The 23,437-nt window shown below is 58.0% G+C and carries 25 protein-coding genes and 1 pseudogene; 11 read left to right on the top strand and 15 right to left on the bottom strand.

From position 1 onward, the window contains the following. The first annotated feature begins 205 nt into the window (after window positions 1–205). From Q0816_RS09205 to Q0816_RS09175, 7 genes are read left to right on the top strand one after another with little or no spacing between them, the layout of a single operon-like run. Complete coding sequence (locus tag Q0816_RS09205) at window positions 206–1,420, top strand: glycosyltransferase (protein ID WP_298849685.1); 1,215 nt, start codon at window positions 206–208, stop codon at window positions 1,418–1,420. Beyond that, window positions 1,417–2,664 (top strand): glycosyltransferase family 4 protein, encoded by a 1,248-nt coding sequence (locus tag Q0816_RS09200; protein WP_298849683.1) that lies wholly within the window; start codon window positions 1,417–1,419, stop codon window positions 2,662–2,664. The genes Q0816_RS09205 and Q0816_RS09200 overlap by 4 nt, the downstream gene beginning before the upstream one ends. Next, window positions 2,664–3,740, top strand: coding sequence for a glycosyltransferase family 4 protein (locus Q0816_RS09195; RefSeq protein ID WP_298849681.1), 1,077 nt, complete (start codon window positions 2,664–2,666; stop codon window positions 3,738–3,740). Before Q0816_RS09200 ends, Q0816_RS09195 begins: the two co-directional genes overlap by 1 nt. Continuing rightward, a complete protein-coding gene (locus tag Q0816_RS09190) occupies window positions 3,737–4,321 on the top strand; it encodes a histidine phosphatase family protein (protein WP_298849679.1) in 585 nt (194 codons plus the stop codon). Before Q0816_RS09195 ends, Q0816_RS09190 begins: the two co-directional genes overlap by 4 nt. After that, on the top strand, window positions 4,318–5,460 hold the full coding sequence (locus Q0816_RS09185) for a glycosyltransferase (protein ID WP_298849678.1): 1,143 nt from the start codon (window positions 4,318–4,320) through the stop codon (window positions 5,458–5,460). The genes Q0816_RS09190 and Q0816_RS09185 overlap by 4 nt, the downstream gene beginning before the upstream one ends. After that, the gene (locus tag Q0816_RS09180) at window positions 5,457–6,212 is read left to right on the top strand and encodes a polysaccharide deacetylase family protein (RefSeq protein ID WP_298849676.1); all 756 of its coding nucleotides are present in this window, start codon (window positions 5,457–5,459) and stop codon (window positions 6,210–6,212) included. Before Q0816_RS09185 ends, Q0816_RS09180 begins: the two co-directional genes overlap by 4 nt. A gap of 10 nt (window positions 6,213–6,222) precedes the next feature. Then, complete coding sequence (locus tag Q0816_RS09175) at window positions 6,223–6,699, top strand: class I SAM-dependent methyltransferase (RefSeq protein ID WP_298849674.1); 477 nt, start codon at window positions 6,223–6,225, stop codon at window positions 6,697–6,699. Here Q0816_RS09175 and Q0816_RS09170 read toward each other — a convergent pair whose 3' ends face one another. Then, entirely contained in the window at window positions 6,700–7,842 is a 1,143-nt protein-coding gene (locus Q0816_RS09170) for an alpha-D-ribose 1-methylphosphonate 5-triphosphate diphosphatase (RefSeq protein WP_298849673.1), read from the bottom strand. It abuts the gene before it with no gap. A gap of 52 nt (window positions 7,843–7,894) precedes the next feature. On the opposite strand from Q0816_RS09170, the gene Q0816_RS09165 reads away from it, so the two are divergent. Further along, entirely contained in the window at window positions 7,895–8,578 is a 684-nt protein-coding gene (locus tag Q0816_RS09165) for a DUF1045 domain-containing protein (RefSeq protein ID WP_298849671.1), read from the top strand. Here Q0816_RS09165 and Q0816_RS09160 read toward each other — a convergent pair. Genes Q0816_RS09160 through phnG form a run of 8 tightly spaced genes read right to left on the bottom strand, consistent with a single transcriptional unit; the run spans window position 8,560 to window position 14,156 of the window. Beyond that, window positions 8,560–9,108 (bottom strand): AAA family ATPase, encoded by a 549-nt coding sequence (locus Q0816_RS09160; protein ID WP_298849669.1) that lies wholly within the window; start codon window positions 9,106–9,108, stop codon window positions 8,560–8,562. The two genes, Q0816_RS09165 and Q0816_RS09160, sit on opposite strands and share 19 nt — an antisense overlap. Next, window positions 9,105–9,788: a phosphonate C-P lyase system protein PhnL gene (gene phnL / locus Q0816_RS09155; RefSeq protein ID WP_298849919.1), complete on the bottom strand. Its 684-nt coding sequence runs from the start codon at window positions 9,786–9,788 to the stop codon at window positions 9,105–9,107. Before phnL ends, Q0816_RS09160 begins: the two co-directional genes overlap by 4 nt. A gap of 22 nt (window positions 9,789–9,810) precedes the next feature. Further along, complete coding sequence (gene phnK, locus Q0816_RS09150; RefSeq protein WP_298849667.1) at window positions 9,811–10,581, bottom strand: phosphonate C-P lyase system protein PhnK; 771 nt, start codon at window positions 10,579–10,581, stop codon at window positions 9,811–9,813. Next, window positions 10,578–11,438 carry an alpha-D-ribose 1-methylphosphonate 5-phosphate C-P-lyase PhnJ gene (locus Q0816_RS09145; RefSeq protein ID WP_298849665.1) on the bottom strand — a complete coding sequence of 287 codons (861 nt, stop codon included), beginning with the start codon at window positions 11,436–11,438 and terminating at the stop codon, window positions 10,578–10,580. The genes phnK and Q0816_RS09145 overlap by 4 nt, the downstream gene beginning before the upstream one ends. Continuing rightward, entirely contained in the window at window positions 11,435–12,031 is a 597-nt protein-coding gene (locus Q0816_RS09140; protein ID WP_298849663.1) for an HAD family phosphatase, read from the bottom strand. The genes Q0816_RS09145 and Q0816_RS09140 overlap by 4 nt, the downstream gene beginning before the upstream one ends. After that, complete coding sequence (locus tag Q0816_RS09135) at window positions 12,028–13,119, bottom strand: carbon-phosphorus lyase complex subunit PhnI (protein WP_298849661.1); 1,092 nt, start codon at window positions 13,117–13,119, stop codon at window positions 12,028–12,030. The genes Q0816_RS09140 and Q0816_RS09135 overlap by 4 nt, the downstream gene beginning before the upstream one ends. A 3-nt stretch (window positions 13,120–13,122) precedes the next feature. Then, window positions 13,123–13,698, bottom strand: coding sequence for a phosphonate C-P lyase system protein PhnH (gene phnH / locus Q0816_RS09130; RefSeq protein WP_298849659.1), 576 nt, complete (start codon window positions 13,696–13,698; stop codon window positions 13,123–13,125). Beyond that, entirely contained in the window at window positions 13,698–14,156 is a 459-nt protein-coding gene (gene phnG / locus Q0816_RS09125) for a phosphonate C-P lyase system protein PhnG (RefSeq protein ID WP_298849658.1), read from the bottom strand. The genes phnH and phnG overlap by 1 nt, the downstream gene beginning before the upstream one ends. Before the next feature lie 103 nt (window positions 14,157–14,259). Between phnG and phnF the strand changes: the two genes are divergently transcribed. Next, window positions 14,260–14,970 carry a phosphonate metabolism transcriptional regulator PhnF gene (phnF, locus tag Q0816_RS09120; protein ID WP_298849656.1) on the top strand — a complete coding sequence of 237 codons (711 nt, stop codon included), beginning with the start codon at window positions 14,260–14,262 and terminating at the stop codon, window positions 14,968–14,970. A 162-nt stretch (window positions 14,971–15,132) separates the two neighbouring features. On the opposite strand, the pseudogene Q0816_RS09115 reads toward phnF, so the two are convergent. The 5 genes and pseudogenes from Q0816_RS09115 to phnC all read right to left on the bottom strand — a co-directional run bounded on the left by Q0816_RS09115 (window position 15,133) and on the right by phnC (window position 19,872). Next, window positions 15,133–15,746, bottom strand: a pseudogene (locus Q0816_RS09115) (chloramphenicol acetyltransferase). A 23-nt stretch (window positions 15,747–15,769) separates the two neighbouring features. Next, a complete protein-coding gene (phnE, locus tag Q0816_RS09110) occupies window positions 15,770–17,137 on the bottom strand; it encodes a phosphonate ABC transporter, permease protein PhnE (protein ID WP_298849654.1) in 1,368 nt (455 codons plus the stop codon). After that, window positions 17,134–18,015: a phosphonate ABC transporter, permease protein PhnE gene (gene phnE / locus Q0816_RS09105; protein WP_298849653.1), complete on the bottom strand. Its 882-nt coding sequence runs from the start codon at window positions 18,013–18,015 to the stop codon at window positions 17,134–17,136. The genes phnE (Q0816_RS09110) and phnE (Q0816_RS09105) overlap by 4 nt, the downstream gene beginning before the upstream one ends. Window positions 18,016–18,080: 65 nt before the next feature. Further along, the gene (gene phnD, locus Q0816_RS09100; protein ID WP_298849650.1) at window positions 18,081–18,983 is read right to left on the bottom strand and encodes a phosphonate ABC transporter substrate-binding protein; all 903 of its coding nucleotides are present in this window, start codon (window positions 18,981–18,983) and stop codon (window positions 18,081–18,083) included. A 67-nt stretch (window positions 18,984–19,050) separates the two neighbouring features. Beyond that, window positions 19,051–19,872: a phosphonate ABC transporter ATP-binding protein gene (gene phnC, locus Q0816_RS09095; RefSeq protein ID WP_298849648.1), complete on the bottom strand. Its 822-nt coding sequence runs from the start codon at window positions 19,870–19,872 to the stop codon at window positions 19,051–19,053. Between the two features lie 163 nt (window positions 19,873–20,035). Here phnC and rpe point away from each other — a divergent pair, with 163 nt between their 5' ends. Further along, the gene (rpe, locus tag Q0816_RS09090; RefSeq protein ID WP_298849646.1) at window positions 20,036–20,728 is read left to right on the top strand and encodes a ribulose-phosphate 3-epimerase; all 693 of its coding nucleotides are present in this window, start codon (window positions 20,036–20,038) and stop codon (window positions 20,726–20,728) included. Window positions 20,729–20,817: 89 nt separating this feature from the next. Here rpe and Q0816_RS09085 read toward each other — a convergent pair whose 3' ends face one another. Continuing rightward, a complete protein-coding gene (locus Q0816_RS09085; protein WP_298849644.1) occupies window positions 20,818–21,753 on the bottom strand; it encodes a transferrin-binding protein-like solute binding protein in 936 nt (311 codons plus the stop codon). 238 nt (window positions 21,754–21,991) lie between these two features. On the opposite strand from Q0816_RS09085, the gene Q0816_RS09080 reads away from it, so the two are divergent. After that, window positions 21,992–23,248, top strand: coding sequence for a tetratricopeptide repeat protein (locus tag Q0816_RS09080; RefSeq protein ID WP_298849642.1), 1,257 nt, complete (start codon window positions 21,992–21,994; stop codon window positions 23,246–23,248). Window positions 23,249–23,437: the final 189 nt, after the last annotated feature.

The raw sequence follows: 23,437 nt of genomic DNA, 5'->3' as shown, positions 1-23,437 counted from the left end.
TTTGCCAGTTTCCCGATCCTTATGCGATCATTCTCAAGTGTTGGTGCGATATGTCGCGAAGTTGTCAATATGCTGTTGCCAAATCGCAATGCTTGGAACATTTGCGGAAGCACAATTCCGCCTTTGGCAAGCGTGGCTGGGAAATATACGGTAACGCTTGCAAACGCGCGGATTTCGAACCGGGGTCAAGAAGACGGGCAACACTATGAGCCTAGGCAAAACCAATTCCAAACCGGACCGCGCGCCGCGTATCCTGTTTTACAGTCACGACACGTTTGGTCTGGGCCATCTGCGCCGGTCGCGCGCATTGGCTGCGGCGATCACAAGGGCAGATCAAAGTGCGTCGGCACTGATTCTGACTGGCTCGCCCGTGGCTGGCCGGTTTACGTTTCCCCGCCGTGTTGATCACGTGCGCCTGCCCGGTGTGACCAAGCGTGCGGACGGGTCCTATGCCGCACGCACAATCGGAATGGGTATCGAGGAAGTGACCGAATTGCGGTCGGGTCTGATTCAAACGGCTGTTCAGCAATTCGATCCCGATGTTCTGATCGTCGACAAGGAGCCAACGGGATTCCGCGGTGAGTTGCTGCCAACACTGAACTACCTGCAACATAACTGCGGAACGAAACTGGTGCTTGGGTTGCGCGATGTTCTAGACGAACCCGAAGTGTTGGCCGCCGAATGGGCGCGCAAGGAAGCCATTGACGCGACCGAGCGGTTCTATCACGAAATCTGGGTTTACGGGTTGCAGTCGATCTATGATCCGACGCAAGGGCTTCCACTAAGCGCGGCGGCGCAATCGCGCATTCACTGGACCGGCTATCTGCGCCGGGATCTCGGCCCCGTCGGAGGCCCCCCGGAACAGCCTTATATCCTGATCACGCCCGGCGGCGGAGGTGATGGCAAGGCGATGGTCAACCTCGTCCTGTCCGCGTATGAAAAGGACCCGGATCTCTCGCCACGTGCCGTTCTGGTCTATGGTCCGTTCCTGTCCGGCGAGCTGCGCGAAGATTTCGAAACCCGCGTTGCCGCGCTAAACGGTCGTGTGACGGCTGTCGGGTTCGAATCCCAGATCGAAACGTTATTTGCAGGGGCCGAAGGTGTTGTCTGCATGGGCGGCTACAACACGTTCTGCGAGGTACTGTCCTTCGACAAACGCGCCGTCATCGTCCCACGCACCACCCCCCGACTGGAACAATGGATTCGCGCATCGCGCGCAGAAGGGCTGGGCCTTGTCCGAATGCTGGATGAGACCCGGGATGGCCTGACGCCAGAATCAATGATCCGCGCCATTCGGGAACTGCCGCACCAATCCCTGCCGTCCCAGGCTATTCAGAGCGGATTGCTGGACGGGCTGGACTATGTCACCGACCGTATCGACAGCCTGCTGACCTGGGAACAGGAACGAGCCACCGGATGACTTCGCCCTCTTCTAACCTGGCGGTTGTGGTCAAAGGCTGGCCGCGACTGTCTGAAACGTTCATTGCGCAAGAGCTAGTCGCCTTGCAGGAAGCCGGGCATCGCTTTGACATCTGGTCTCTGCGCCACCCGACCGACACGAAACGCCACCCTCTGCACGACCGCTTCACAGGGCAGGTCCGGTACTTACCGGAATATCTTTATGACGAACCAAAACGGGTCTGGGCGGCACGCGCCGTCGCCCAATCGCTTCCCGGCTATGCCGAGGCCTATCGGATCTGGCGACAGGACCTGAAACGCGACCTGACGCCCAATCGCATCCGCAGGTTCGGACAGGCCTGCGTTCTGGCCGCCGAGTTGCCCGCCAGCGTGCAGGGGCTTTACGCACATTTCATGCACACACCGTCGTCGGTGGCCCGCTATGCCGCCATCATGCGCGGATTACCATGGAGCTTTTCTGCCCACGCCAAGGACATCTGGACTTCGCCGGTATGGGAAAAACGCGAAAAGCTGCAGGCTGCAACGCATGGGGCTGCGTTTGGGGCCACCTGCACAGAGATCGGGGCCGAACATCTGCGTGGCTTGGCAGATGATCCTTCCCGTATGGAGCTGATCTATCACGGTCTCGACCTGTCGCGGTTTCCGGAACCGCCGAAGCGCGCGTTGCGCGTAGCAGACGGCCCATTCCACATGATCTCGGTCGGGCGGCTGGTCGAAAAAAAAGGGTTTGACCGCCTGATCGCGTCTTTTGCTTTGCTGCCGGACAGGCTGGACTGGCATTGGACCCATATCGGTGGCGGTGGTCTGGGCGATCTCCTTCGGGAACAGGCACAGGATGCGGGTTTTGCGGACCGCATCACCTGGAAAGGGGCCTGTGATCAGCCCGAAGTGATCGAGGCGATGCGAAAGGCCGATCTGTTTGTCCTGCCCAGCCGCATCGCGGCGGATGGCGACCGCGACGGGTTGCCGAATGTGCTGATGGAGGCCGCGTCGCAGCTTTTGCCTATCCTGTCGACTCCTATATCTGCGATCCCTGAATTCATCAAAACCGGAACTCATGGCATCTTGTCCGATGACGAACCCAGCGCTCTGGCCGCAGCTATTGAAGATTTGGCAGCTGATCCGCAACAGGCAGCACAAATGGCGCGTGCGGCGCATGATCGACTGATTGCCGAGTTTCAGATGAACCCCGGCATTGCCCGCCTGTCGAAGCGCCTCAACGCCTTGTGTATGGAAACCGCATAATGGCACGGGTTGCGTTTTATGCACCAATGAAATCCCCCAACAGTCCGACCCCTTCGGGCGACCGCGAAATGGCGCGAAACCTGATCAGGGCACTCGCAGCAGAAGGCGACACCGTCGATCTTGTCTCGGATCTGCGGATATATGACAAAATCGGCGACAAGGATGTGCAGCTTTCTCTGCAGCGCGTGGCAGACAAGGAAGCGCAACGGCTGATGACCCGGCTGCCCTATGATACCGACCTGTGGGTGACCTATCACAACTATTACAAAGCCCCCGACCTACTTGGTCCTCAACTCTGCAAGGCGCGCGGCATTCCGTATGTGCAACTGGAAAGTACCCGCGCATCAAGCAGGCTGAACGGGCCCTGGGCCGACTTCGCCGCTGCGGCGCATCGCGCCTGCGACGCAGCCGACGTGATCTTTTTTCACACCGCCAATGACCTGATCACATTGAAACGAGACCGTTTTGGCGCGCAGGCTCTGATTGAACTGCCACCGTTCCTGCCGGTGTCCGAACTGCCCGCCGCCACTGCCGGCGATGGATCCATGCTGACAGTTGGCATGATGCGGCACGGGGACAAACTGTCCTCTTACCGGATACTCGCCGATGCGCTTTCTTATCTGACAGGCGACTGGCATCTGAACATCGCAGGCGACGGTCCGGCACGAACAGAGGTTGAAGCGCTGATGACGCCGTTCGGGCTTCGGGTCCAGTTTTTGGGCCAACTCGACCAGAAAGCAATGCAACGTATCTATCAACAGTCATCCCTGCTTGTATGGCCCGGTGTAAACGAGGCCTATGGTATGATTTACCTCGAAGCTCAGGCCGCGGGCCTGCCTGTGATCGCTCAGGATCGGCCCGGAGTGCGGGATGTGCTGGCCCCTACGGCCTATCCATCTGTTGATACCGGGGCCAAAGGCCTTGCCGGTCATATGCAAATACTGCTTGAGGATTCCACATTGCGCCATACGCTTGGCGATGCTGCACGCAGCCATATAGAGACGCGACATCTGTTGCCACTAGCGACAGAGCGCTTGTGGGCTACGCTCCGGCCCTTGTTGAAAAACGCATCATGACCCGGCTTGCACTGCTCCGCCACGGGCATACCTGTTGGAATCGCGCGGGACGGATACAGGGGCGTAGCGACATTCCGCTCGACGATGACGCGCGATCCGAATTGGCAGGCTATCGCCTGCCGGACGGGTGGGCAGGAGCCGAAATCTGGTCCAGCCCATTGCAGCGGGCTAGTAAAACGGCGCAGATTGTTTCTGGCCGTAGCCCAAAAACTACAGACGCACTAACCGAAATGAACTGGGGCGATTGGGAAGGTCTGCGCGGGGTCGACCTGATCGAAGACACCACAAGCGGTTACCGTCATATCGAAGATTGGAGCTGGAATTTCCGCCCGCCAAACGGCGAAAGCCCGGCCGATGTCCGGGACAGGTTGCGCCCTTGGGTGTCCGGACTGCGTCGCGATACAGTCGCTGTCTGCCATATCGGCATCATGCGCGTCATACTTGCGCAGGCGTGGGGCTGGAATTTTGACGGCCCTGCCCCCTTCAGGATCAAACGCAATCGACTGTATATCGTCGATATGGATACGATGATCGCCGACCCCGACCCCATTCGCCTGATCAAGCGCGAGGCTCTGCAATGAAGGTGATGATTGTCGTTACGCATCTGTTGGGGACCGGGCATCTCAGCCGGGCTCTGACGCTGGGGCGGGCATTTAGGGATGACGGCCACGACGTCATGGTCGTCACTGGTGGTATGTCGGCACCCCAACTGGACAGCCGCGGCATGACTTTGTTTGGCCTGCCGCCTCTCAGGTCGGACGGGACAAACTTCACCCGTTTATTGACCGAAAGTGGCGTAGAGGCTGACAATGCCTATCACACTGCACGCGTGACAGCCCTGGTAAAGGCGGTGGAGAGTTTCCAGCCGCAGGTCCTGATCACCGAGCTTTACCCCTTCGGCCGCCGATCGTTGGCTACAGAGTTTGATGCGGCCCTGAACGCGGCAAGCGCCTTGCCCAAGCGTCCTGTCATTCTCGGATCGATCCGGGACATTCTGGCACCGCCGTCGAAACCCGCTAAGGCAGAGCGCGCGGATGACATAGTGACCCATTTTTATGACGGCATTCTGGTTCATTCGACCGAAAGCGTGACACCCTTGTCGGTCAGTTGGCCGGTGTCGGAACGGTTGGCCAAACGGCTGCACTATACCGGCTTTGTTGCGCCGACATTACCTCAACCACACCCAGATGCGCTAGGTCAGGGTGAAATCCTGGTCAGCGCTGGCGGCGGCTCAGTTGGGCAGCCGATCTTTCGCGCGGCCATCGAGGCCGCCCGCCAGATGCCCAACAGGCGCTGGCGCCTGTTGGTAGGCGGAACGGACGCGGAAGCACGGATTGATGAGCTGTCTCGGCAGACTGAAGAGACCTCGGTGATTTTGGAACCTGTGCGACCGGACTTTCGCCAGATGTTGCCGCGCGCGGCGGCATCTGTCAGCATGTGCGGCTACAACACCGCCATGGATATTTTGCAAAGCGGAACCCCCGCAGTTTTTGTCCCGTTTGATGACGGTAAGGAGGTCGAGCAAGGCTTGCGTGGGCAGAGCCTGTCAGGCCTGTCCGCAATCGATGTCCTGGAAAGTCAGGCGTTGAGCGGGGACGCATTGGCCCAAGCGGTAGAGCGTGTCGTGGCTGACGGACCCCGTGCACAACAGGATTTCGGGTTTGACGGGGCCGCTCAAACCGTGCGCATCGCCAAACGCCTGCTGGAGCAGCGGACATGAACCCTGACTGGCACCCTTTGGACGCCGAACTGGACCACTGGCGCGCTGCAGGTTTGTCCCTGCCACTGTGGTGGCGTGATGATGACGCCGTCGCTCCGACACGACAGTTGGATCACCTGTCCGACCTGGCTGAAAATCTGAACCTGCCTGTTCATCTGGCGGTCATACCCCGCGACGCTACCGGTGCACTGGCCGAGTATGCTGAAGGGCGACCATCGCTCATCCCTGTGGTGCATGGGTGGGCACACACGAACCATGCGCTCAATGGTCAGAAGAAGGCCGAGTTTCGTCTAAATCGCACACTGGACGAGATGGTTGTGGATGCGCAGGTTGGGATGGCGCGGCTCGGCGCCCTCTTTGGGGACAATGTGAGACCTATGTTCGTTCCCCCATGGAACCGCATCGCGCCGGAATTGATCGAACAGCTTCCGAATCTGGGATACCGCATCTTGTCCACGGCGACACCGCGCAAAACGCGTCTGGTCGCATCGGGACTCGAGCAGGTCAACACTCATCTGGACCCGATTGACTGGCGTGGCACACGCGGTCTGATCTCGCCTGAAACCCTGATCGCGCAGACAGTCGAGCTGTTGCGGAACCGACGCCAAGGCCGCACGGACAACACCGAGCCATTTGGCGTCTTGACCCATCATCTGGTCCATGATCAGGACATCTGGGTCTTTACCGAGGTCTTGTTGCGCAAACTGCTGCGCGGCCCCGGCACGGCCTGGATCGCGCCGAAAAACAAATAAGGACATCACCATGAGCCGACTGGATTCCATGCTGCGCCGACTGACGGCCCAACGCGACGGATTGAATTGGGCAGCCGAGCAAATCAGCGGCCAGCCGGGTGATGTGCTGGACATGGGGTTGGGCAATGGTCGCACTTATGACCACCTGCGCGAAATCCTTGCAGCGCGCCGGATCTGGGTGATGGATCGGGTTCTGCAATGCCATCCGGACAGTACCCCACCGACCGAAAACTTCCTGCAAGGCGAGGCTGAGCCAATGCTTCAGAAGCTGGCGGCTGAAGGACGCAGGATCGCGCTGGCGCATTACGATTTCGGGCGTGGGATCAAACACGAAGATGTGGCTGAGGCGGCACTTCTCAGCCCGCTAATCGCGCGGGTTATGCAGCCCGGAGGATTACTGATTTCCGGTCAACCCCTCGTCGGCTTCAACCAGATCAAAGGGCCCGAGACCATCGCCCCGGACCGCTATCTGTTCTACACGGCCTGATCACGCAACCCGTCGACCACGCGACCAGACCGAGCTCAGAGCCGGTACACCTGCACGCATCCGAAAACGTATGACGTCTGCACGCGCACCTGCGCGCAATTCACCGCGATCTTCCAATCCTGCCGCTTGTGCTGGGGCCAGCGTCACCGTTTCGATCCCGCGCGCCATGTCGCCCCATATTTCGCCCAACATGGCCGCCGACAGCAGCAATGCCGACGGCACATAGTCCGAAGACATGATGTCCAGGTGTCCAAGCTCGGCCAACTCGCGGGCTGCTACATTGCCCGAATGCGACCCACCGCGAATAATGTTCGGCGCGCCCATCATCACCCGAATGCCGTTCTCGTGGCAGGCCCGCGCTGCCTCGACGGTGGTCGGGAATTCAGCCAGACGGATGCCATGGCCTGCGGACACTTTCACCTGATCTTCAGTCGTGTCGTCATGACTGGCCAAAACAGCTCCAAATCGGCGGGCCGCCTTGACGGTTTCGACCTCATGCACATCACCATTGCGATCCCGAAGACCTTTTAACTGGGCCACATGCTGAAAGAACGTATCATCGTCCATGGCATATTTACCCTTCAGATAAGATTCCAGCTTGTTCATGTCGCGGAACTGACGTTGGCCGGGTGTGTGATCCATTATGGAAACAAGACCAACCCTGTCCTTGGGTTCAAATTCATCCAGCTCTTCGAGCAGAGTTTCTGAACACACCTCAGCCCGCAGGTGCAGGAAGTGACTGATCTTAAGCGCATCCTGTTCACGCAGATCCCACAACTCTTGCGACAGGCCACGGGCGTATTTCCCATACCGACCCGCCCCGGATGGAATCGAACCCACCCGCATGGCGTCGAACACTGTTGTGATCCCGGTGCTGGCCAGTTCCGCGTCATGCGCAAGGATCGCAGCGGCATGTGGCCAGTCTACCTTGGGACGGGGCTGAATGTGACGCTCAAGGTTATCGGTGTGCAGCTCGACGAGGCCGGGGCTGACATAATCGCCCTCGCAATCAATCGCGCCGGCCGGAACCCCGTTTCCAGTGTCGATCTCGACAATAGTCTCTCCGACAATTCGGACTCTTCCGGTTACGGTTTCATTCGGCAACACAAGCGTAGCATTGGCAAGGATCAAGTCTTCTGTCATCTGAACTTCACGTATTTTGAGGTAGAGGAAGGCCACGCAATAGGAGGCCAATGTGACATTCACGCGATACGCGATCTATTTTGCGCCACCCGCTGGGGCGGAATGGACGAATTTTGCAACCAGTTGGCTGGGTTGGGACATGGAAACCGCAACGCGGGTTGCGCATCCGGACGTTAGGGGAATCGACGTTGCAGCGGTCACGGAAGTGCCGCGAAAATACGGGCTGCACGCGACCCTGAAGCCGCCGTTCCGACTGCGCGACGGACAAACGTTCGACGCCTTGCGCACAGCTTGCGGTCAACTCGCCTCCAGCCAGCCCCCTGTCATGCTGGATGGTCTTGAAACCACCCGGCTTGGCCGCTTTCTGGCTCTGCGCCCGTTGGGCGGGACTCAGGCGCTGAATACCTTGGCCAACGCCTGCGTTCAGGAGTTGGACGGTTTTCGCGAGGTAGTATCTGAGGCTGAACTGGCCCGCCGCCGCGCCGCCGGGCTGACCCCGGAACAGGACGCCAATCTGGTTCAGTGGGGATATCCTTACGTGCTGGACGAGTTTCGCTTTCACATAACGCTCAGCGGCAAGCTGGACAAACCGACCCTTAGGGCGACCCAGGAAGCGCTGCAGACCCATCTCGCCCCGTTGCTGCCGCAACCCCTTCAGATCATCGATTTGGCCCTGATGGGCGAGGCTGAAGATGGGCGGTTTCACCTGATCCATCGCTATGCGCTCTCCGGTTGAAGCCGCAAGAGGATCTCGGCGACCGTGTTTTTCAGCGCGCCGGAGTTGTCGACCTCGATGATCCGGTTCAAACCGTCGGGCAAAGGCGCTTTGGCTCGACCCAGCCGCCGCGCTTGTTCACCCGCGTTTTCCCGCCCTCTTAAGGACAGTCGTTGTGCCAGAACCCCGGCTTTGGCAGTCAGTGAGATCACGATCAGATCGCCAAAGACCTCCTGCGCCTGCACCAATACCGCACGAGACAGGTTGACCAGAACAGCGTCGGCCTCCTGCCGTTGCTGCGCAATCGCGTTTGGTACGCCGTAAAACAACCCATGCGCAGGCCAACTCAGCGCAAAAGCACCGTCTCGTTCCATCTGCTGAAATCTCTCGACAGAAACCCGGTCGAAATCCTCGCCCTCTTTCCCTTCGGGGCGGGTAATCACACGCCGCAAACGTTGGATGCCCGGTGCCTTTGCCACCAACGCCTGCATGACGCTGTCTTTACCGACGCCCGAGGGGCCGACAACGGCGATGACCGGGGCAAGCGTCATGCAGCCAACCCGGGTGTGAAATCCGAGACATTGACCTCTCGGTCACAGACCCGCTCACGCGCTTCAAGGTCGTGGAAAATCCCGACAATCGCAGCACCGCGGTGCTTTGCTTCTTCGATCAGGGACAGAACGGTTTCGCGGTTCTGTGCATCCAGGCTCGCCGTTGGCTCATCCAGCAACATCGCCGGATAGTCATGTGCAAAGCCGCGCGCGATGTTCACCCGCTGCTGTTCACCGCCAGAAAACGTCGTGGGGCTGAGGGTCCACAAACGCTCGCGGATATTCAGCCGTTCTAACAAACCGGCTGCCTTGCCCCGCGCCGCTTCGTTGTCACACCCGACCGCCAACAAGGGTTCTGCCACAACGTCCAGCGTCGGCACCCGAGGCACAACCCGCAGAAACTGGCTGACGTAACCCAACGTATCGCGACGCAATGACAGGATTTGGCGCGGTTCGGCCTTGGCCACGTCCACCCCCCCGACCAACACCTGACCAGAGGCAGCCAGATAATTGCCATAGATCACTCGCATCAGCGTCGATTTGCCTGCACCGGATGATCCGGTCAAAGCAATACACTCCCCCGGCTCAGCCTTCAGCGACGCGCCTTCCATCACCGGAATCACGACACCGCCCTGATTATGCAAGGTGAAGCTTTTGCTTACGTCGATCAGTTCAATCATCGCTTCATCTTTCCTCATTTACTCAAACTTGCAAAACGCTTGACACAAGCAGCTGCGTATAAGCGTGCTGCGGATCGTCCAGTACCTGATCGGTCAGTCCGGCTTCGACCACATGACCGTTTTTCATCACCATCAGGCGGTCTGCCAGCAGACGCACCACAGCCAGATCGTGGGTCACGATGATGGCGCTCAGCCCCATCTCGCGCACCAGCCCGCGCAGCAGGTCCAGCAGGCGCGCCTGAACGGAAACGTCCAGCCCTCCGGTCGGCTCATCCATGAACACCAGCCGAGGGCCCGTCACCAAGTTGCGCGCGATCTGCAGACGTTGCTGCATCCCGCCGGAAAACGCGCTGGGGCGATCATCCACGCGGGCTTCGTCAATTTCGACCCGGCCCAGCCAGTCGATCGCCTTATCCCGAATGTCACCATAGTGGCGGTCGCCAACTGCCATCAGCCGCTCACCGATATTGCCGCCCGCGCTGACAGACATCCGCAGCCCGTCGCGTGCGTGCTGATGCACGAAGGCCCAATCCGTGCGGCCCAGCATCCGGCGTTCGGGCTCGGACATGGTGACCGTATCCACCGGCCCGTCCACGCGGGTATCAAAGATCACTTGCCCCGCGTCCGGCTCCAGATGACCGGCCATGCAATTCAGCAAGGTCGACTTTCCCGACCCACTTTCACCAACGATCCCCATCACTTCTCCGGGGTAGAGATCGAAGTTCACATCCGTGCATCCGATCCGCGCGCCATAGCGTTTTTCGATGCCCTTGACTTGCAACAGGGGGGTCATGCCGCGTTCTCCTCGGCCAGTTGACCCACATGGCCTGCCTCGCGGCGCGACCGGCAGTAATCGGTATCGGAACAGACAAACATCCGGCTGCCCGCGTCATCCATGATGACCTCGTCCAGATAGCTGTCCTCGGCCCCGCACAGGTCACAGGGATGATCGGCCTTGGTTGCCTCGAACGGGTAATCCTCAAAATCGAGGCTCACGACCTTAGTGTGCGGGGGCACCGCATAAATGCGCTGCTCCCGCCCGGCACCGAACAGCTGAATCGCATCCATCTCAAGCTTTGGGTTGTCGAATTTCGGGATCGGAGACGGGTCCATCACATACCGGCCCGACACTTTCACGGGATAGGCATAAGCGGTCGAGATTGCTCCGTGCTGGCTGATATCCTCATACAGTTTCACATGCATCAGTCCGTATTCCTCAAGACTGTGCATCTTGCGCGTCTCGGTTTCGCGAGGTTCCAAGAAGCGCAGCGGCTCCGGGATCGGCACCTGATAGACGATGATCTGGTCTTCACGCAGCTTTGCCTCGGGGATGCGGTGTCGGGTCTGGATGACAGTGGCCTTTTCCGTCTCTTCCGTGGTGGCGACCCTGGCGGTGTTCTCAAAGAACTTGCGGATCGACACAGCATTCGTCGTGTCATCTGCCCCCTGATCAATCACCTTGAATGTGTCATCCGGCGTCAGTGTCGCGGCCGAGACCTGAACACCACCCGTACCCCAGCCGTAAGGCATGGGCATCTCGCGGCTGGCAAAGGGCACCTGATAACCCGGAACGGCCAGACCTTTCAGGATAGCCCGGCGGATCATCCGCTTGGTTTGTTCGTCCAGATAGGCGAAATTATACTCGCTCATAGGAGACCTCTTTCGATCAGCGCGCCTTCCAGCGCTTGAGGCGTCGTAAAATGGATGCCATCCATGCCAACGGCGCGCGCGCCTTCGACATTGTGAAGCCCGTCATCAATGAAAATGCAGCTCTCAGGGGGTAGACCGGCCCGCTCACATAATAGATGGAAAATCTCTGGTCGCGGTTTCAACAGCTTTTCCTGCCCGGACACGACGGTCACGCCAAAGACGTCGCCCAACTCCGGATGCGCGCCAACACCAACAGGCCATGTTTCCGCTGACCAATTGGTGATTGCATGAACCGGAGTACCTTGCTCTTTAAGACGGTAGAGCAATTGCCAAGTTCCCTCGATCTTGTTCGGAACGGTCGCTCCATAGCGCTCAACGTATACACTGAGGCGTTGCCGGTCTTCAGCGTCATCCAATTCGGCAGCAAGATCGGCGAACACCTCGCCGCCATCGGCCCGCAAGTTGCGTTCCAAGAAATCGATGCGCGTCAGGAATTCTGCCACCGCTTCGCGGCTACCCATCTCCTCCAGCCATGCCAGATGTGGATCCCACCGGATCAACACGTTTCCGATGTCAAAAACGACTGCCTTCATTCCGCTGCCTCCTTTGGAGCGATGCGTTCTTCGGCTTCACGGCGCAGCTTGCGGACCAGTTCTAGTTCGGACTGGAAATCCACGTAGTGCGGTAGCTTGATATGCTCGAGGAAGCCGGAAGCCTGAATGTTGTCTGCGTGGCTCAAGACAAATTCTTCATCCTGTGCAGGTGCACCCAGATTGTCCTCTCCCAGCTCTTCCCAACGCAGCGCACGATCAACCAGAGCCATCGCTATGGATTTTCGTTCCGACTGACCAAAGACCAATCCATAGCCGCGTGTAAACTGCGGCGGTTCGGTTTTGGAACCCTTGAACTGGTTCACCGTCTCGCACTCGGTCAGTTCGACCTCGCCGATATCAACGGCAAAACCCAGTTCGGGAATGTCCATTTCCACTTCAACCTTGCCGATCCGCAACTCACCCACAAAAGCGTGATTGCGGGCGTAACCGCGCTGGGTGGAATAGGCCATGCCCAGCACAAAGCCCTCATCCCCGCGCGTCAGCGACTGCAGGCGCAGGGGACGGTTGGACGGGAATTCCATCGGCTGGCGCGTCAGATCGCCTGGGGTTTCATCACACGCCGGTTCATCCTGAATGATGTCCTCACCCTTCAGAAATTCAGTAATATGGGGCGTCGGTTCCTGACGTGCAGGACCCTGAGGAGCCTCGGGGATTTCACCATCAGCTGCCAGCTTGAAGTCCAGCAAACGGTGCGTGTAATCAAATGTCGGCCCCAGAACCTGCCCCCCGGGCGCATCCTTGAACGTGGCCGAGATTCGGCGGTCGCAGGCCATCTCACCAGTTTCGACCGGATTGGAATAGCCAAATCGTGGCAGTGTCGTGCGATAAGCGCGGAAGAGGAAAATCGCCTCGATCAGATCGCCCCGCGCCTGTTTGATGGCCAGCGCGGCGAGATCGGGATCAAACAAAGACCCTTCGGCCATGACCCGGTTCACTGCCAGGCTCAATTGTTCGCGGATCTGTGCAATGCTCAGTTCCGCCACATCTGTTGCGCCCCTGCGTTCTTCGGCCAGCCACGCATGGGCGTTCTCGATGGCTTTTTCGCCCCCTTTTACAGCAACATACATCGCTTAGCCCCCTGTCCTGATCTGCGTGCTGCGCGGCATGGCCGCGACCTTGTCACCGCAGGTAAAGAAGAAATCACACCCTAACGGATAGAGCACTGCATTGCTCTGAAGTGCCGGAACACCCGGCAGAGACAACCTTGCAGTGTCCTTGATTCCCGGGCCGCTCAGAACAGCGCCGCTTTGTTCAAGCTGGTCGCATTCCACAATCAGGGTCGCAGACCGATCCGGGTAATCCGGCGTTCCGATGCTATATGCGTTAAGCGGGCTGAGCGCGTCCCACGCACCAACGGCGAAATCAGCGTGGCCCGCAGGCACAATCGGCGCACCCGTGTGGAAGGTCAGCCACTTGCGCACCGCATCGCAGTCAACATCACCCGCCAGATGGACCTTAGTTTCAGGATCGCACAGCGTCAGCAACAACGTGCCAGCTGCCATGGACAGGGGCGCAGGCGGCACACTACCTGACAGGCGGCGGATTTCACCCGGGCGCGCCATGACAGTCATGGCCGCCCGGAACGCATGGGCGGCCTGGACAGGTACGTTTTCAAAGCCACCGGAAAACTGTGTTTGTGCCGCCATCAGTCTTCCCCCCGAACCAGCGTGAAAAACTCGACCTTTGTGGCGGCTGCTTTGGCCGCACGCGCCGACCTGACCGCCTGCATTTGCTGCCGAAGCGGATTGAGCAATTGGGCCTGCAGATCATCCGCTGATGACGTCTGCATCAAGGCATCAATCAATGCCGCAGCTTCCGCCTTGGGTTTCGATCTGCCCTGAACATATCCATGACCGACCGTGCCATCCTGCAACACAACCGAGCAGCGCGTGACGGTCATTTCGCCCAGGTTGAACGGCGCTCCGGTAGCGCCGGTGCGTCCACGCACCATAACGCCTCCCACTTCGGGGCTGCGCAGCCACTCAAAACTCGGGCGATCCTGAATGCCGTCCCATAGCCTCATCAAGGCATCGTCCGGCGCACGGGCCAGCAGGCCCATCCATTCCTTCCGCGCCTCGGTCGTGATTTCTGTCTGATTTATCATCAAAGCCTCTTGGCCGGGTTGTCTACATGAACTATACAACTAGACAAATATTAGCCTTTAAGTTTCCGAGCCGCAATCCGCAACTGCGTGAAGATTTGATGACATGAGCAAAACGCCGATCTGGAAAAGCATCGCCCTGCGCCTGACCTCGGACATCGCCGAGGAGCGCTATCAAACCGGAGATCGCCTGCCGACCGAGGCGCAATTGGCCGCCACGTACGGCGTCAACCGCCACACGGTGCGGCGCGCATTGGCAGACATGTCTGAACAAGGACTGGTTCACGCCCGACGTGGCGCAGGTGTGTTTGTAGCAACGCGACCAACGGATTACCCGATCGGCAAAAGGGTGCGGTATCACAAGAACATCTCGGCCAGCGGTAAAATACCGGGCAAGAAAATCCTCGCGCTGACCACACGCGCCGCCGATGCAGCTGAGGCCGAAGCTCTGGGCCTGAGCAAAGGAGATACGGTGCACGTCTATGACGGATTGTCCTTGGCAGACGGGCAACCTATAGGCCTGTTTCAAAGCGTGTTCCCCGCAGAGCGTTTTCCCGACTTGTTGCAAACACTGACCGACACCCAGTCCGTGACCAAAGCCCTGCAAGCCTGCGGCATCGCAGATTATGTCCGCGTCTCGACTCGCGTGACCGCACGCGGTGCCACCGCAACACAGGCCCTTCATCTCCAATTGCCTGAAGGGGCTCCGGTTCTCTTCTCGGTAGGAGTGAACGCGGACCCGGACGGAAACCCTGTTGAATACGGCCGAACCGTTTTCGCGGGCGAACGTGTCACACTGACGCTGAACGAAGGATAGATCCGAAAGCTCTCCCGCCCGTCTTTGACCTCCTTGTGGAGGTCTCATCCCGTTGGGCATGGCGCCGCGCAACGCGCGGCGCCGGGCCCAAGGCCGCCAAGGTGCATTGGCGCAGCCGATGCTCCTGCGGGCGCGGGAGCACTGGCCGATTGAAGGGAAAACCTATTCGTATTTCTCCAGAAACGTTTCAGCTCGCATATTGCGAAAATCAGGCAGGGCTGCCCTCAGGCGCGCGTTCTCCCAACCCCAACAGGCCAGCTGCTCTATCCGTTCCGCTACGTCCTTTGGAAACCTCTGACGAATGGTGTGGGCGGCTACGCCAGAAACTATCGTATAGGGCGGAACATCTTTGGTCACGATCGCACCGGACTCCACGACCGCGCCGTTGCCAATTGTGACTTCGGGCTTGATGATCGCGGCATGCCCAATCCAGGTATCATGTCCGATCCGGGCCGTGCGACTGGCGCGGTGCGCGAACCAATCTGCATCATCTTCGGCGTCATCCCAGTAATCTGCCGAACGATAGTGGAAATGATGCAGAGATGCTTTTTCAGCGGGTGATCCGTGGCTCCTATCCGTGTGAAACTTGCGATATTCGCGAATTTTCCGATCTCTGCATTCGCGATGTCACATGTCCGGTCGCAATAAGAGTAATCCCCCCAGTTTGAATTAGCGACCCGACTACCGGCACTAACTTCTACGTACGCACCAAAGCTGCTGTTTGTGATCTGGCAGTCGGGATGGAGGAATGGTTGGTCCGCACGCAATCTCGCCATTTTCTTGACCTTCTCAATTCAGTTCAGGGCAGCAGAAACCGTTTGCGATTAGGGTCACGCGACCTGCGTTTTTTTCTCGTCCCACCTTGGATTAAACGTTTGCGCAACCAGCCCGAGAACCAATCCATCAGCATCACCATCAAGATGATCAGGATGATGTAATAGGCGACCTCTTCCCAGTCCTTTTGCGTGATGATCGCTTGCGTGAGCAGCAAACCAATCCCACCGCCTGTGATTGCGCCGATCACTGTCGCGCTGCGGGTGTTGGACTCAAGAAAGTAGAGTAGTTGACTGAGTAAAACAGGCGTGACCTGGGGGATCACCCCAAATCGATACCGTTGAGTGGCGTTTGCGCCCGTGGACTGCACGCCTTCGATTTGTTTCTGATCCACGTTCTCCAAAGCTTCCGAGAATATCTTGCCGAAGGTCCCCGTATCCGTAACAAGAATGGCGAATGCGCCGGTCAGCGGACCGGGACCAAAGGCGCGGGCCAGAACGACGGTCCAGATCAAAGCATCCACGCCGCGCACGAAATCGAAGACACGACGCGTTGCAAAGCGAATGGATTTCATCGGATTGAAATTGCGTGTCGCCAGGAAGGCCAGTGGCAGGGCCACCATGGCTGCGCCAAGCGTGCCCAGAAACGCCATCAGGATCGTCTCAAAGATGGCCCAAGCCACATCCTGGTGCCGCCACATCTTGTTGGTCCAGAAATCGTTGAAGATCGCACCGGCTTCACCCGACGCCGCGCGCCACGCCAATTCTGGGAACGACTGCCCATAGTAAGGGCTGTCGAGCGTGAACCAGAACAACTCCCAACCCGTGAAGTAGCGGAACACTTCTGAACGGTTGCGCGTGACAGTCAAGCGACCTGCATCAGTGGTGACCGTCAACCGGTTCTTGGATACGTTGATCCATTCCGGGACAACACCATCAGGCATCTCTGCCTGCACACCTGCTGCGCGCGTAGGCGTTGCGCGGATGGTGCCGTATCCGGGAATGTCATATTCAACCGTTTCCGGACCAAAGCGAACAACGTGACCGTCTTCGAGATCAATCACCGTTGTTTCACCAAGGGCTACCCAATCGGGGGCCTCACCGTCGGGATAGGCACCCTTGCGCTCACCTTCAATCGCGGCCGCAATCTCTCCTGTACGGTTGTCCCGCTCGATATGCGTCTTGTAACTGTAGCTGTCCGAAACCAGCGTCTTGCCGTTTTCCAAGTTCGCCCGCCCAGCCAGGCCGGGCACATCAAACGCGAAGTAAACGTAAATCAGATAGACCAGCACCAACGCAGGCAGCCCGAAATTCGTCAATCGTTTACGGCTGAACAGGCGATCTGCTTCAGCCTTGAGCTCTCCAATGGACAACTCAGTTGCGAAGGTGCTCATGCCGAAGCTCCTTTTTCCGACCCGTGGGTCAGACGGTCGCGCAGGATACCAGACAGCTGGTCGACCACGACGATTGTGACAAAAAGAAGGATGAAGATAGCCGCAGCCTCATCATAACGCCCCTGCCCCCAGGACATGGCATTGCGCAGCTCGTAGCCCAGACCACCAGCCCCAACGAAGCCTAGAATAGCCGAAGCGCGAATATTGATCTCAAAGCGCAATAGCGCGTAGCTGACATAGTTCGGCCCGACCTGTGGGATCACCCCCAGATACATACGCTGAGACCAGTTGGCGCCCACAGAATACAGCCCCTCGACCGGCTTAAGAGACGCATTTTCGTTGACCTCGGAGAACAGCTTGCCCAAAGCGCCCGCTGTGTGGATTGCAATCGCGATCATTGCCGGAACCGGACCACCGCCCAGAATGAAGATCAAAACCAAGGCAATCACGATTTCCGGTATGGCACGAAAGATGTCTGAAATTCGGCGAAACAGGGGGATCAATGACGGCCAGAGCGCCATTCCACGTGTCGACATCAGGGCCAGAAAGGTTCCGGCGATGGTGCCAACCAGCGTGGCGGCCGCCGCGATGTTGAGCGTCTCGATCAACGCGGGGAAAAACGTGACTAGATTGGCTGGCATTTCCGCAATCTTTTCCCACGCTTCAGAGAGAACCTCGGATGGGTAATCCAGAATGCGATGCCAGCCGTCGATAAAGCTGCCCGCATTGCGGTCGTCGGCCGTCCGAAACCCTGCGGCCATCAGGGCCACAAACAGAATCATGAGAATGCCACCATAGACCCGCTTGCGTCGTGTCATGCCTGTGTATTCGTCGCGGATCTGATCGACGGATAAGGACCCTGCAGTAAGGTCTGTCATGGAATGCTCCTGAGAGGAAAACAGGGTCCAGTACGGCACCGGACCCCGTTCATTGGATTGCAGACTCAGTTGGACTTCAGCTTGCGGGCTTCGATGATGATTTCGTAGGCGTCGTGCGTAATCGGCTCGAACGCTTTCGCTTCACCTGCGGCCACACCGTAGAAACACTCTTGGTCCTTCTCGTGAAGGCCAGCCATCAGGGCTGTCATCTTTTCCTTGACGTCCGCTGGCAGCGCGGTGCGCAGAACGACCGGACCTTCCGGGATCGGCTTGGACTGCCAGATCATAACCAGATCGTTCATGTCGACCAGACCGGCGTCAACGGCACGGCGTAAAGCGCCCGAGTTGAAGCCGTCTTCCCAATCACCCAAGCCGTCAGCCCAGGTTACGCCACCGTCAACGTCACCGTTGTTTACAGCAACGATGGTCTGCTCGTGACCACCAGTGAACTTCACTTCCCCGAAGTAATCACCCGAGTCCATGGTCGCACCAGTGGCCTGAGGGATTTCAATCGACGGGATCAGGTAGCCCGAAGTCGAGTTCGGGTCGCCGAATCCGAAGGCTTTGTCTTTCATGTCTTCCAGTGAGGCGATGCCGCTGTCCTTGCGGGCAAAACCGATCGAGTAGTAGCCGTAGCCGCCGTCAGTGTTGACCTTGACCAGAACCGGCTCAACTGCCTCAGGGTCGCTCAGATAGGTTTTTGCATAGCCCGACGCGCCCAGCCAGGCCATGTCAATGGTCCCGCCCAACAGGCCCTGAATTACACCGTTATAATCGGCAGGGGCGAACAGCTTGGTTTCAACGCCCAGCTCTTCTTCGGTGTACTGACGCAGACATTCGTTGTTGTTCAAACGGTCCTGAGCGTTTTCGCCGCCCAGGATGCCGATGCGAAATGCGCTGATTTCTTCTGCCATGACCGGTGCGGCCAGTGCTGAAGTCGCCACCAGGGCAGCAATCAATTTTTTCATCTGTTTCTCTCCAGGTTGATGTCCCGGGCCTCTCATCGGGCCGGGCGATGAAAGGGGTTGGGGTGGCTCAGATGGTGGCTTCTACTTCCATCAGAGCCTTCTGGGTCGCATTGAGCGTTTCAATTTCGGTCGATGTCGCCTCTTCCGAGAAACTGGCATTAGCGCCATAGATCTCGCGTGCGACGCCTGTGGTCAGTTGTTCCGGCAAACCGTCGAAAACGATGCGCCCGTCGCGCATACCAACCACGCGGTCGCAATAACGGCGCGCGGTATCCAGCGTGTGCAGGTTGGCGATGACAGTACGGCCATCCTCTTCGTGGATGCGGCGCAGAGCCTGCATCACCATCTGGGCGTTCATCGGGTCCAAGGACGCGATCGGTTCGTCCGCCAAAATAGTTTTCGGGTCCTGCATCAGAGCGCGTGCAATGGCGACGCGTTGCTGTTGGCCACCCGACAAGGCCTCGGCGCGTTTAGGCGCATGTTCCGCAATGCCAAGACGATCCAGAATGTCGATGGCACGATGGATCTCTTCCATAGGAAAAAGATTGAACATGGTTGCCAGCGTGGAATGACGATTCAACGTGCCGTGCAGCACGTTCGAGACCACGTCCATGCGCGGCACCAAATTGAACTGTTGGAAGATCATTGCACAATCCGCCTGCCAGGCCCGTTTCTCGCGCCCTTTCAACCGGGTGATGTCGCGCCCTTCGAACAGAACCTGACCGTCGCTGGATTCCGTCAGGCAATTGATCATCCGCAAAAGGGTGGATTTACCCGCGCCTGACCGACCAATGATCCCGATCATGCAAGGCTTGTCCACTTCCAGCGTCGCAGCATCCACGGCAACGTTGTCGCCAAAGCGCCTAGTCAGTTTTTCGATACGCAGCACGTGCCACCCCCAATTCGTGTTGGCGGACTGCTATCGATGCCGTTCAACGGATATGTGTCAGCGTGGTGAAAGTTTTGTAACGACCCGGCGGTCGCAAGGGCTATCCATCCCCCTGCCCCACGGGTATACGCATCCGCGACTCTTCAGCTGATACGAGGCCAACATGAGCTTTGACCGGACCATCAAGATCGCGCCATCCATTTTGTCCGCCGATTTCGCCAATTTCGGGCAGGAAATTCAGGCCATCGAAGCGCAAGGTGCAGATTGGGTTCATGTGGACGTGATGGACGGCCATTTCGTTCCGAACCTCACCTTTGGCCCCCCGGCCGTCAAAGCCTTCCGCCCGCACGTGAAAACTGTGATGGATGTGCATCTAATGATCACGCCCGTCGATCCCTACATCCAGGCTTACGCCGATGCCGGAGCAGACATTTTGACCGCGCATATCGAAGCAGGCCCTCACACACATCGCACCCTGCAGGCCATCAGCGCCGCCGGTATGAAAGCTGGCGTTGCCCTGAACCCTGGCACCCCTGCCGAAGCGGTCGAGCATTTGCTGGATCTTACCGATCTGGTTTGCGTGATGACCGTAAACCCCGGGTTCGGAGGTCAGAAATTCATCGACATGACCAGCAAAGTCCGCAAGTTGCGTCAAATGATCGGCGACCGCCCGGTGCATATCGAAATCGATGGCGGAGTTGACCCGCAAACCGCTCCGCTGGTTGCAGCAGCAGGCGCAGATGTTTTGGTCGCCGGATCAGCTGTGTTCAAGGGTGGATCGGTTTCCACCCCAGAAGTTTACGGAGACAACATCCGTGCCGTCCGGGCAGCCGCTAATTCAGCATTGTCGCAATAGCATCTGAACCCGAGCATTCAGCCAGCAGCTAAAAGGGCTGCAGGCGAACAACAGAGCCCTTTTCGTAGCAAAGAGCTCTGGTTCAATAATCAATCAGCCCCGAACGCGCCGATATGCGACACGCCGCCGGCTCCGGTGGCCTGGAAGGTTCCGCCGACTTCCTCGGCGTTCGGACCATAAAACACTCCGTAAGCTTCACCACTTGTTCCAGGCCCTGCAATAGTCGCGTTAAAACCGGAATTCGAAATATTGCCTGTACCGCCGAAGTCCAGTTCAGGTGCAGCCCGATCCGGAACCCCAACCACCAAACTGTTCGCAGTCGTATTTGAGCTGGAAATTGTAGCCGTCGAAAAGTCGGTGGATACATTGATGTTTGAACTCGTTTGATATTGCAGACCGTCGTTCAAACGGGCAACACCGGTGCTTATGCCTTGGTAGGAAGCAGAGCGTCCACTTGGCATGCTTGCGGTCGGTGTAACCGATCCATATGATCCCGCAGCTGCCGTCCCGGTTGTTTGTTGGCGCCCCTGAATCCAGGTCCCGAAGGTCTGGTACTCAAAACGTGTTCGCGACGGATCCAGTAACAATGCTCCGTTGTCCCGATCCGGCGAATTGAAAACTGTCGTCACCGCCCCTTGCTGAACAATATCGCCAGTGCGGCTGTCCAACGTCACATTTGATCCCGTCGCGGAACCCGTCACAGCGATAATGTTTCCTGAGCTTGTCGTCAGGGTCACATTCGAATTCGAGGGCACTGACTGGCTTTGAACAGTGACTTGCTGGGTGCTCTGGTTTTTTGTGAAAGACTGGACAACCGCCCGGCCATTCAATGTTGCTGTACCATCCTGTGGCAAATTGATTTTCTGTGCGGGTGTCGTCGAAATCGGCCCCTGAAAACCTGATCCGCCCGAGGACGAATCACCGCCGCCGTCGAGATCAAAATCCAGCCCTGCGACACCACCACAGGCACTCAGCAGGGCAACAGGAACAAATGCTGCAATCCGGCAACTAATTTTGGTTTTCATAACTGCTCCATAGTCAATACTTTTGCGGCACATTAGATGTTCACCCATGTGGCGCAAGCCGAGTTACGAATTCAATCTAAAGGAATTTTCTGGTGTTGCCTCAAGTCCGACGAGTTCGTTTTAAGGGGCAAAATCACTACCGTTTGACGAGTGCGGGACTCATGGTCAAACCACCCGATCTTTTACCCTGCGTTCTGTGGCACTGCGGCAGCACGACCATAAGTTGAGAGGATTTGGCATGATCCGGATATTACTGGTTTTTGCCTGTATGTTTATCGTCGCCGGACCCGTTCATCCGGTAAAGGCCAAAGCAGACACAACTCAGCGCGTTTCTCAATCTGCGGATCAGTTCGAAATCGAAGCCCTGTTTCTGAGCGGCCTGACAGATCTGCAGAACGGTAGACCCGACGTTGCCATAGAAAAATTCTCATCCATTCTGGCCGCAAATCCGAACTTGGTCCGGGTTCGGCTTGAGCTGGCCCGCGCTTATTTCATGGCCCGCCAGTGGAATCGCGCGCGCAATGAGTTCTTCTCCGTTTTATCCGGTGATTTACCCGATCCTGTCCGAGCCCGCGTATTGGCGTTCATTCGTGAAATCGACGCACGTCGGGGATTTGATTGGGACCTCAGCCTTAGGTTCACAACCGTAGGCAATCCACGAAAATACGATACCGACGAAATCACACTCCGTTTCCTAGGCTTCAACCTGCCATTCACTCTCAACCGGGATACATCAACCGAGGTCGGGATTCGGGCAACGGGCGCCGCAAATTTCCGGCGGCCCGTCAATCTTGGGTTTTCCGACCTGCAAACGGTTGCGTTTGCGTCGTTCAACTTCGACGTTACCGAAGCGCGGACCTCGCGCTATGACGATTATGTCTTTGTAGGTCGATTTGGTCTGCGGACCCTGTCGCAATATACTACGGCTTCATTCGGACCGACCATCGGAACCCGGTTGATCGGTGGGCAGACCTATGAAAACCGCGTCTCGCTGGAGGGCGCCTTCGAACGGCGCAACCTGCTGGGCGGTTCGGTGTTTGGTGCTCTGAACGCCTCAAAGCTTCACAACCCCAGATCCAGCGCCCTTGACGGTCATTCCTTTGAGGGCGAGCTGGGCCTACGGCGGTCTGTAGGCGGTCGTGGTTTGATCGGTATCAGCGCTTTTTATCAGGACAAATCGGTTGAAGATGCCCTGGAGAATTATACCCGTAAAAGAGTGAGCGTGTTCGGGCGATACGACGCCCGTGGCGGCTTCACGTTCCGGCCATCCGTCTATCTGGAAAGCAAGTCTTTCAAGACACCCAGTCCGCTGCTCACCGCAAGCCCGGACGAGACCTCGTGGGGGTCAACTTTGCGGATCGAAAAGAACGATCTGTTCATAGGCAACGGGTTTTCCCCGTTTGGACTGATCGAATACAGCCGCGCGGATTCAGACATTCCCGCCTATAGCTTCTCTGAAACCAACTTTGAGCTTGGAATCGAAAGGCGGTTTTAGAACTGCATTGGATACTTAATAGACGGAAATTGCCCCGCCTTGACGTTCTTGGCGAGAATTCGCGCGACTCACAGGGATGAGAGGGCTTTGGCAAATACATAAAGCAATTGATGCCGCGATGTTAGATTTCCAAGGCAGTTTTTTGTTTCGCGACATTCAATATTGACCGAAGTAATGATCACTCTATAG

The sequence above is a fragment of the uncultured Ruegeria sp. genome, assembly GCF_947497005.1.
In the GTDB taxonomy this organism is placed as follows: domain Bacteria; phylum Pseudomonadota; class Alphaproteobacteria; order Rhodobacterales; family Rhodobacteraceae; genus Ruegeria.
The sequence above is the reverse complement of the archived record's forward strand: the minus strand, read 5'-3'. Positions and strand labels throughout refer to the sequence as shown.

What these genes read in the sequence shown, in the direction of transcription:
- phnG (WP_298849658.1), bottom strand. Translation starts at nt 14,156, where the DNA reads ATGATAAATCAGACAGAAATCACGACCGAGGCGCGGAAGGAATGGATG.
- phnL (WP_298849919.1), bottom strand. Translation starts at nt 9,788, where the DNA reads ATGATTGAACTGATCGACGTAAGCAAAAGCTTCACCTTGCATAATCAG.
- Q0816_RS09145 (WP_298849665.1), bottom strand. Translation starts at nt 11,438, where the DNA reads ATGAGCGAGTATAATTTCGCCTATCTGGACGAACAAACCAAGCGGATG.
- phnH (WP_298849659.1), bottom strand. Translation starts at nt 13,698, where the DNA reads ATGGCGGCACAAACACAGTTTTCCGGTGGCTTTGAAAACGTACCTGTC.
- Q0816_RS09205 (WP_298849685.1), top strand. Translation starts at nt 206, where the DNA reads ATGAGCCTAGGCAAAACCAATTCCAAACCGGACCGCGCGCCGCGTATC.
- phnF (WP_298849656.1), top strand. Translation starts at nt 14,260, where the DNA reads ATGAGCAAAACGCCGATCTGGAAAAGCATCGCCCTGCGCCTGACCTCG.
- Q0816_RS09160 (WP_298849669.1), bottom strand. Translation starts at nt 9,108, where the DNA reads ATGACGCTTGCCCCGGTCATCGCCGTTGTCGGCCCCTCGGGCGTCGGT.
- phnE (WP_298849654.1), bottom strand. Translation starts at nt 17,137, where the DNA reads ATGAGCACCTTCGCAACTGAGTTGTCCATTGGAGAGCTCAAGGCTGAA.
- Q0816_RS09135 (WP_298849661.1), bottom strand. Translation starts at nt 13,119, where the DNA reads ATGTATGTTGCTGTAAAAGGGGGCGAAAAAGCCATCGAGAACGCCCAT.
- rpe (WP_298849646.1), top strand. Translation starts at nt 20,036, where the DNA reads ATGAGCTTTGACCGGACCATCAAGATCGCGCCATCCATTTTGTCCGCC.
- phnD (WP_298849650.1), bottom strand. Translation starts at nt 18,983, where the DNA reads ATGAAAAAATTGATTGCTGCCCTGGTGGCGACTTCAGCACTGGCCGCA.
- Q0816_RS09080 (WP_298849642.1), top strand. Translation starts at nt 21,992, where the DNA reads ATGATCCGGATATTACTGGTTTTTGCCTGTATGTTTATCGTCGCCGGA.
- Q0816_RS09185 (WP_298849678.1), top strand. Translation starts at nt 4,318, where the DNA reads ATGAAGGTGATGATTGTCGTTACGCATCTGTTGGGGACCGGGCATCTC.
- Q0816_RS09195 (WP_298849681.1), top strand. Translation starts at nt 2,664, where the DNA reads ATGGCACGGGTTGCGTTTTATGCACCAATGAAATCCCCCAACAGTCCG.
- Q0816_RS09170 (WP_298849673.1), bottom strand. Translation starts at nt 7,842, where the DNA reads ATGACAGAAGACTTGATCCTTGCCAATGCTACGCTTGTGTTGCCGAAT.
- Q0816_RS09085 (WP_298849644.1), bottom strand. Translation starts at nt 21,753, where the DNA reads ATGAAAACCAAAATTAGTTGCCGGATTGCAGCATTTGTTCCTGTTGCC.
- Q0816_RS09190 (WP_298849679.1), top strand. Translation starts at nt 3,737, where the DNA reads ATGACCCGGCTTGCACTGCTCCGCCACGGGCATACCTGTTGGAATCGC.
- Q0816_RS09180 (WP_298849676.1), top strand. Translation starts at nt 5,457, where the DNA reads ATGAACCCTGACTGGCACCCTTTGGACGCCGAACTGGACCACTGGCGC.
- Q0816_RS09200 (WP_298849683.1), top strand. Translation starts at nt 1,417, where the DNA reads ATGACTTCGCCCTCTTCTAACCTGGCGGTTGTGGTCAAAGGCTGGCCG.
- phnK (WP_298849667.1), bottom strand. Translation starts at nt 10,581, where the DNA reads ATGACCCCCCTGTTGCAAGTCAAGGGCATCGAAAAACGCTATGGCGCG.
- Q0816_RS09140 (WP_298849663.1), bottom strand. Translation starts at nt 12,031, where the DNA reads ATGAAGGCAGTCGTTTTTGACATCGGAAACGTGTTGATCCGGTGGGAT.
- Q0816_RS09175 (WP_298849674.1), top strand. Translation starts at nt 6,223, where the DNA reads ATGAGCCGACTGGATTCCATGCTGCGCCGACTGACGGCCCAACGCGAC.
- phnE (WP_298849653.1), bottom strand. Translation starts at nt 18,015, where the DNA reads ATGACAGACCTTACTGCAGGGTCCTTATCCGTCGATCAGATCCGCGAC.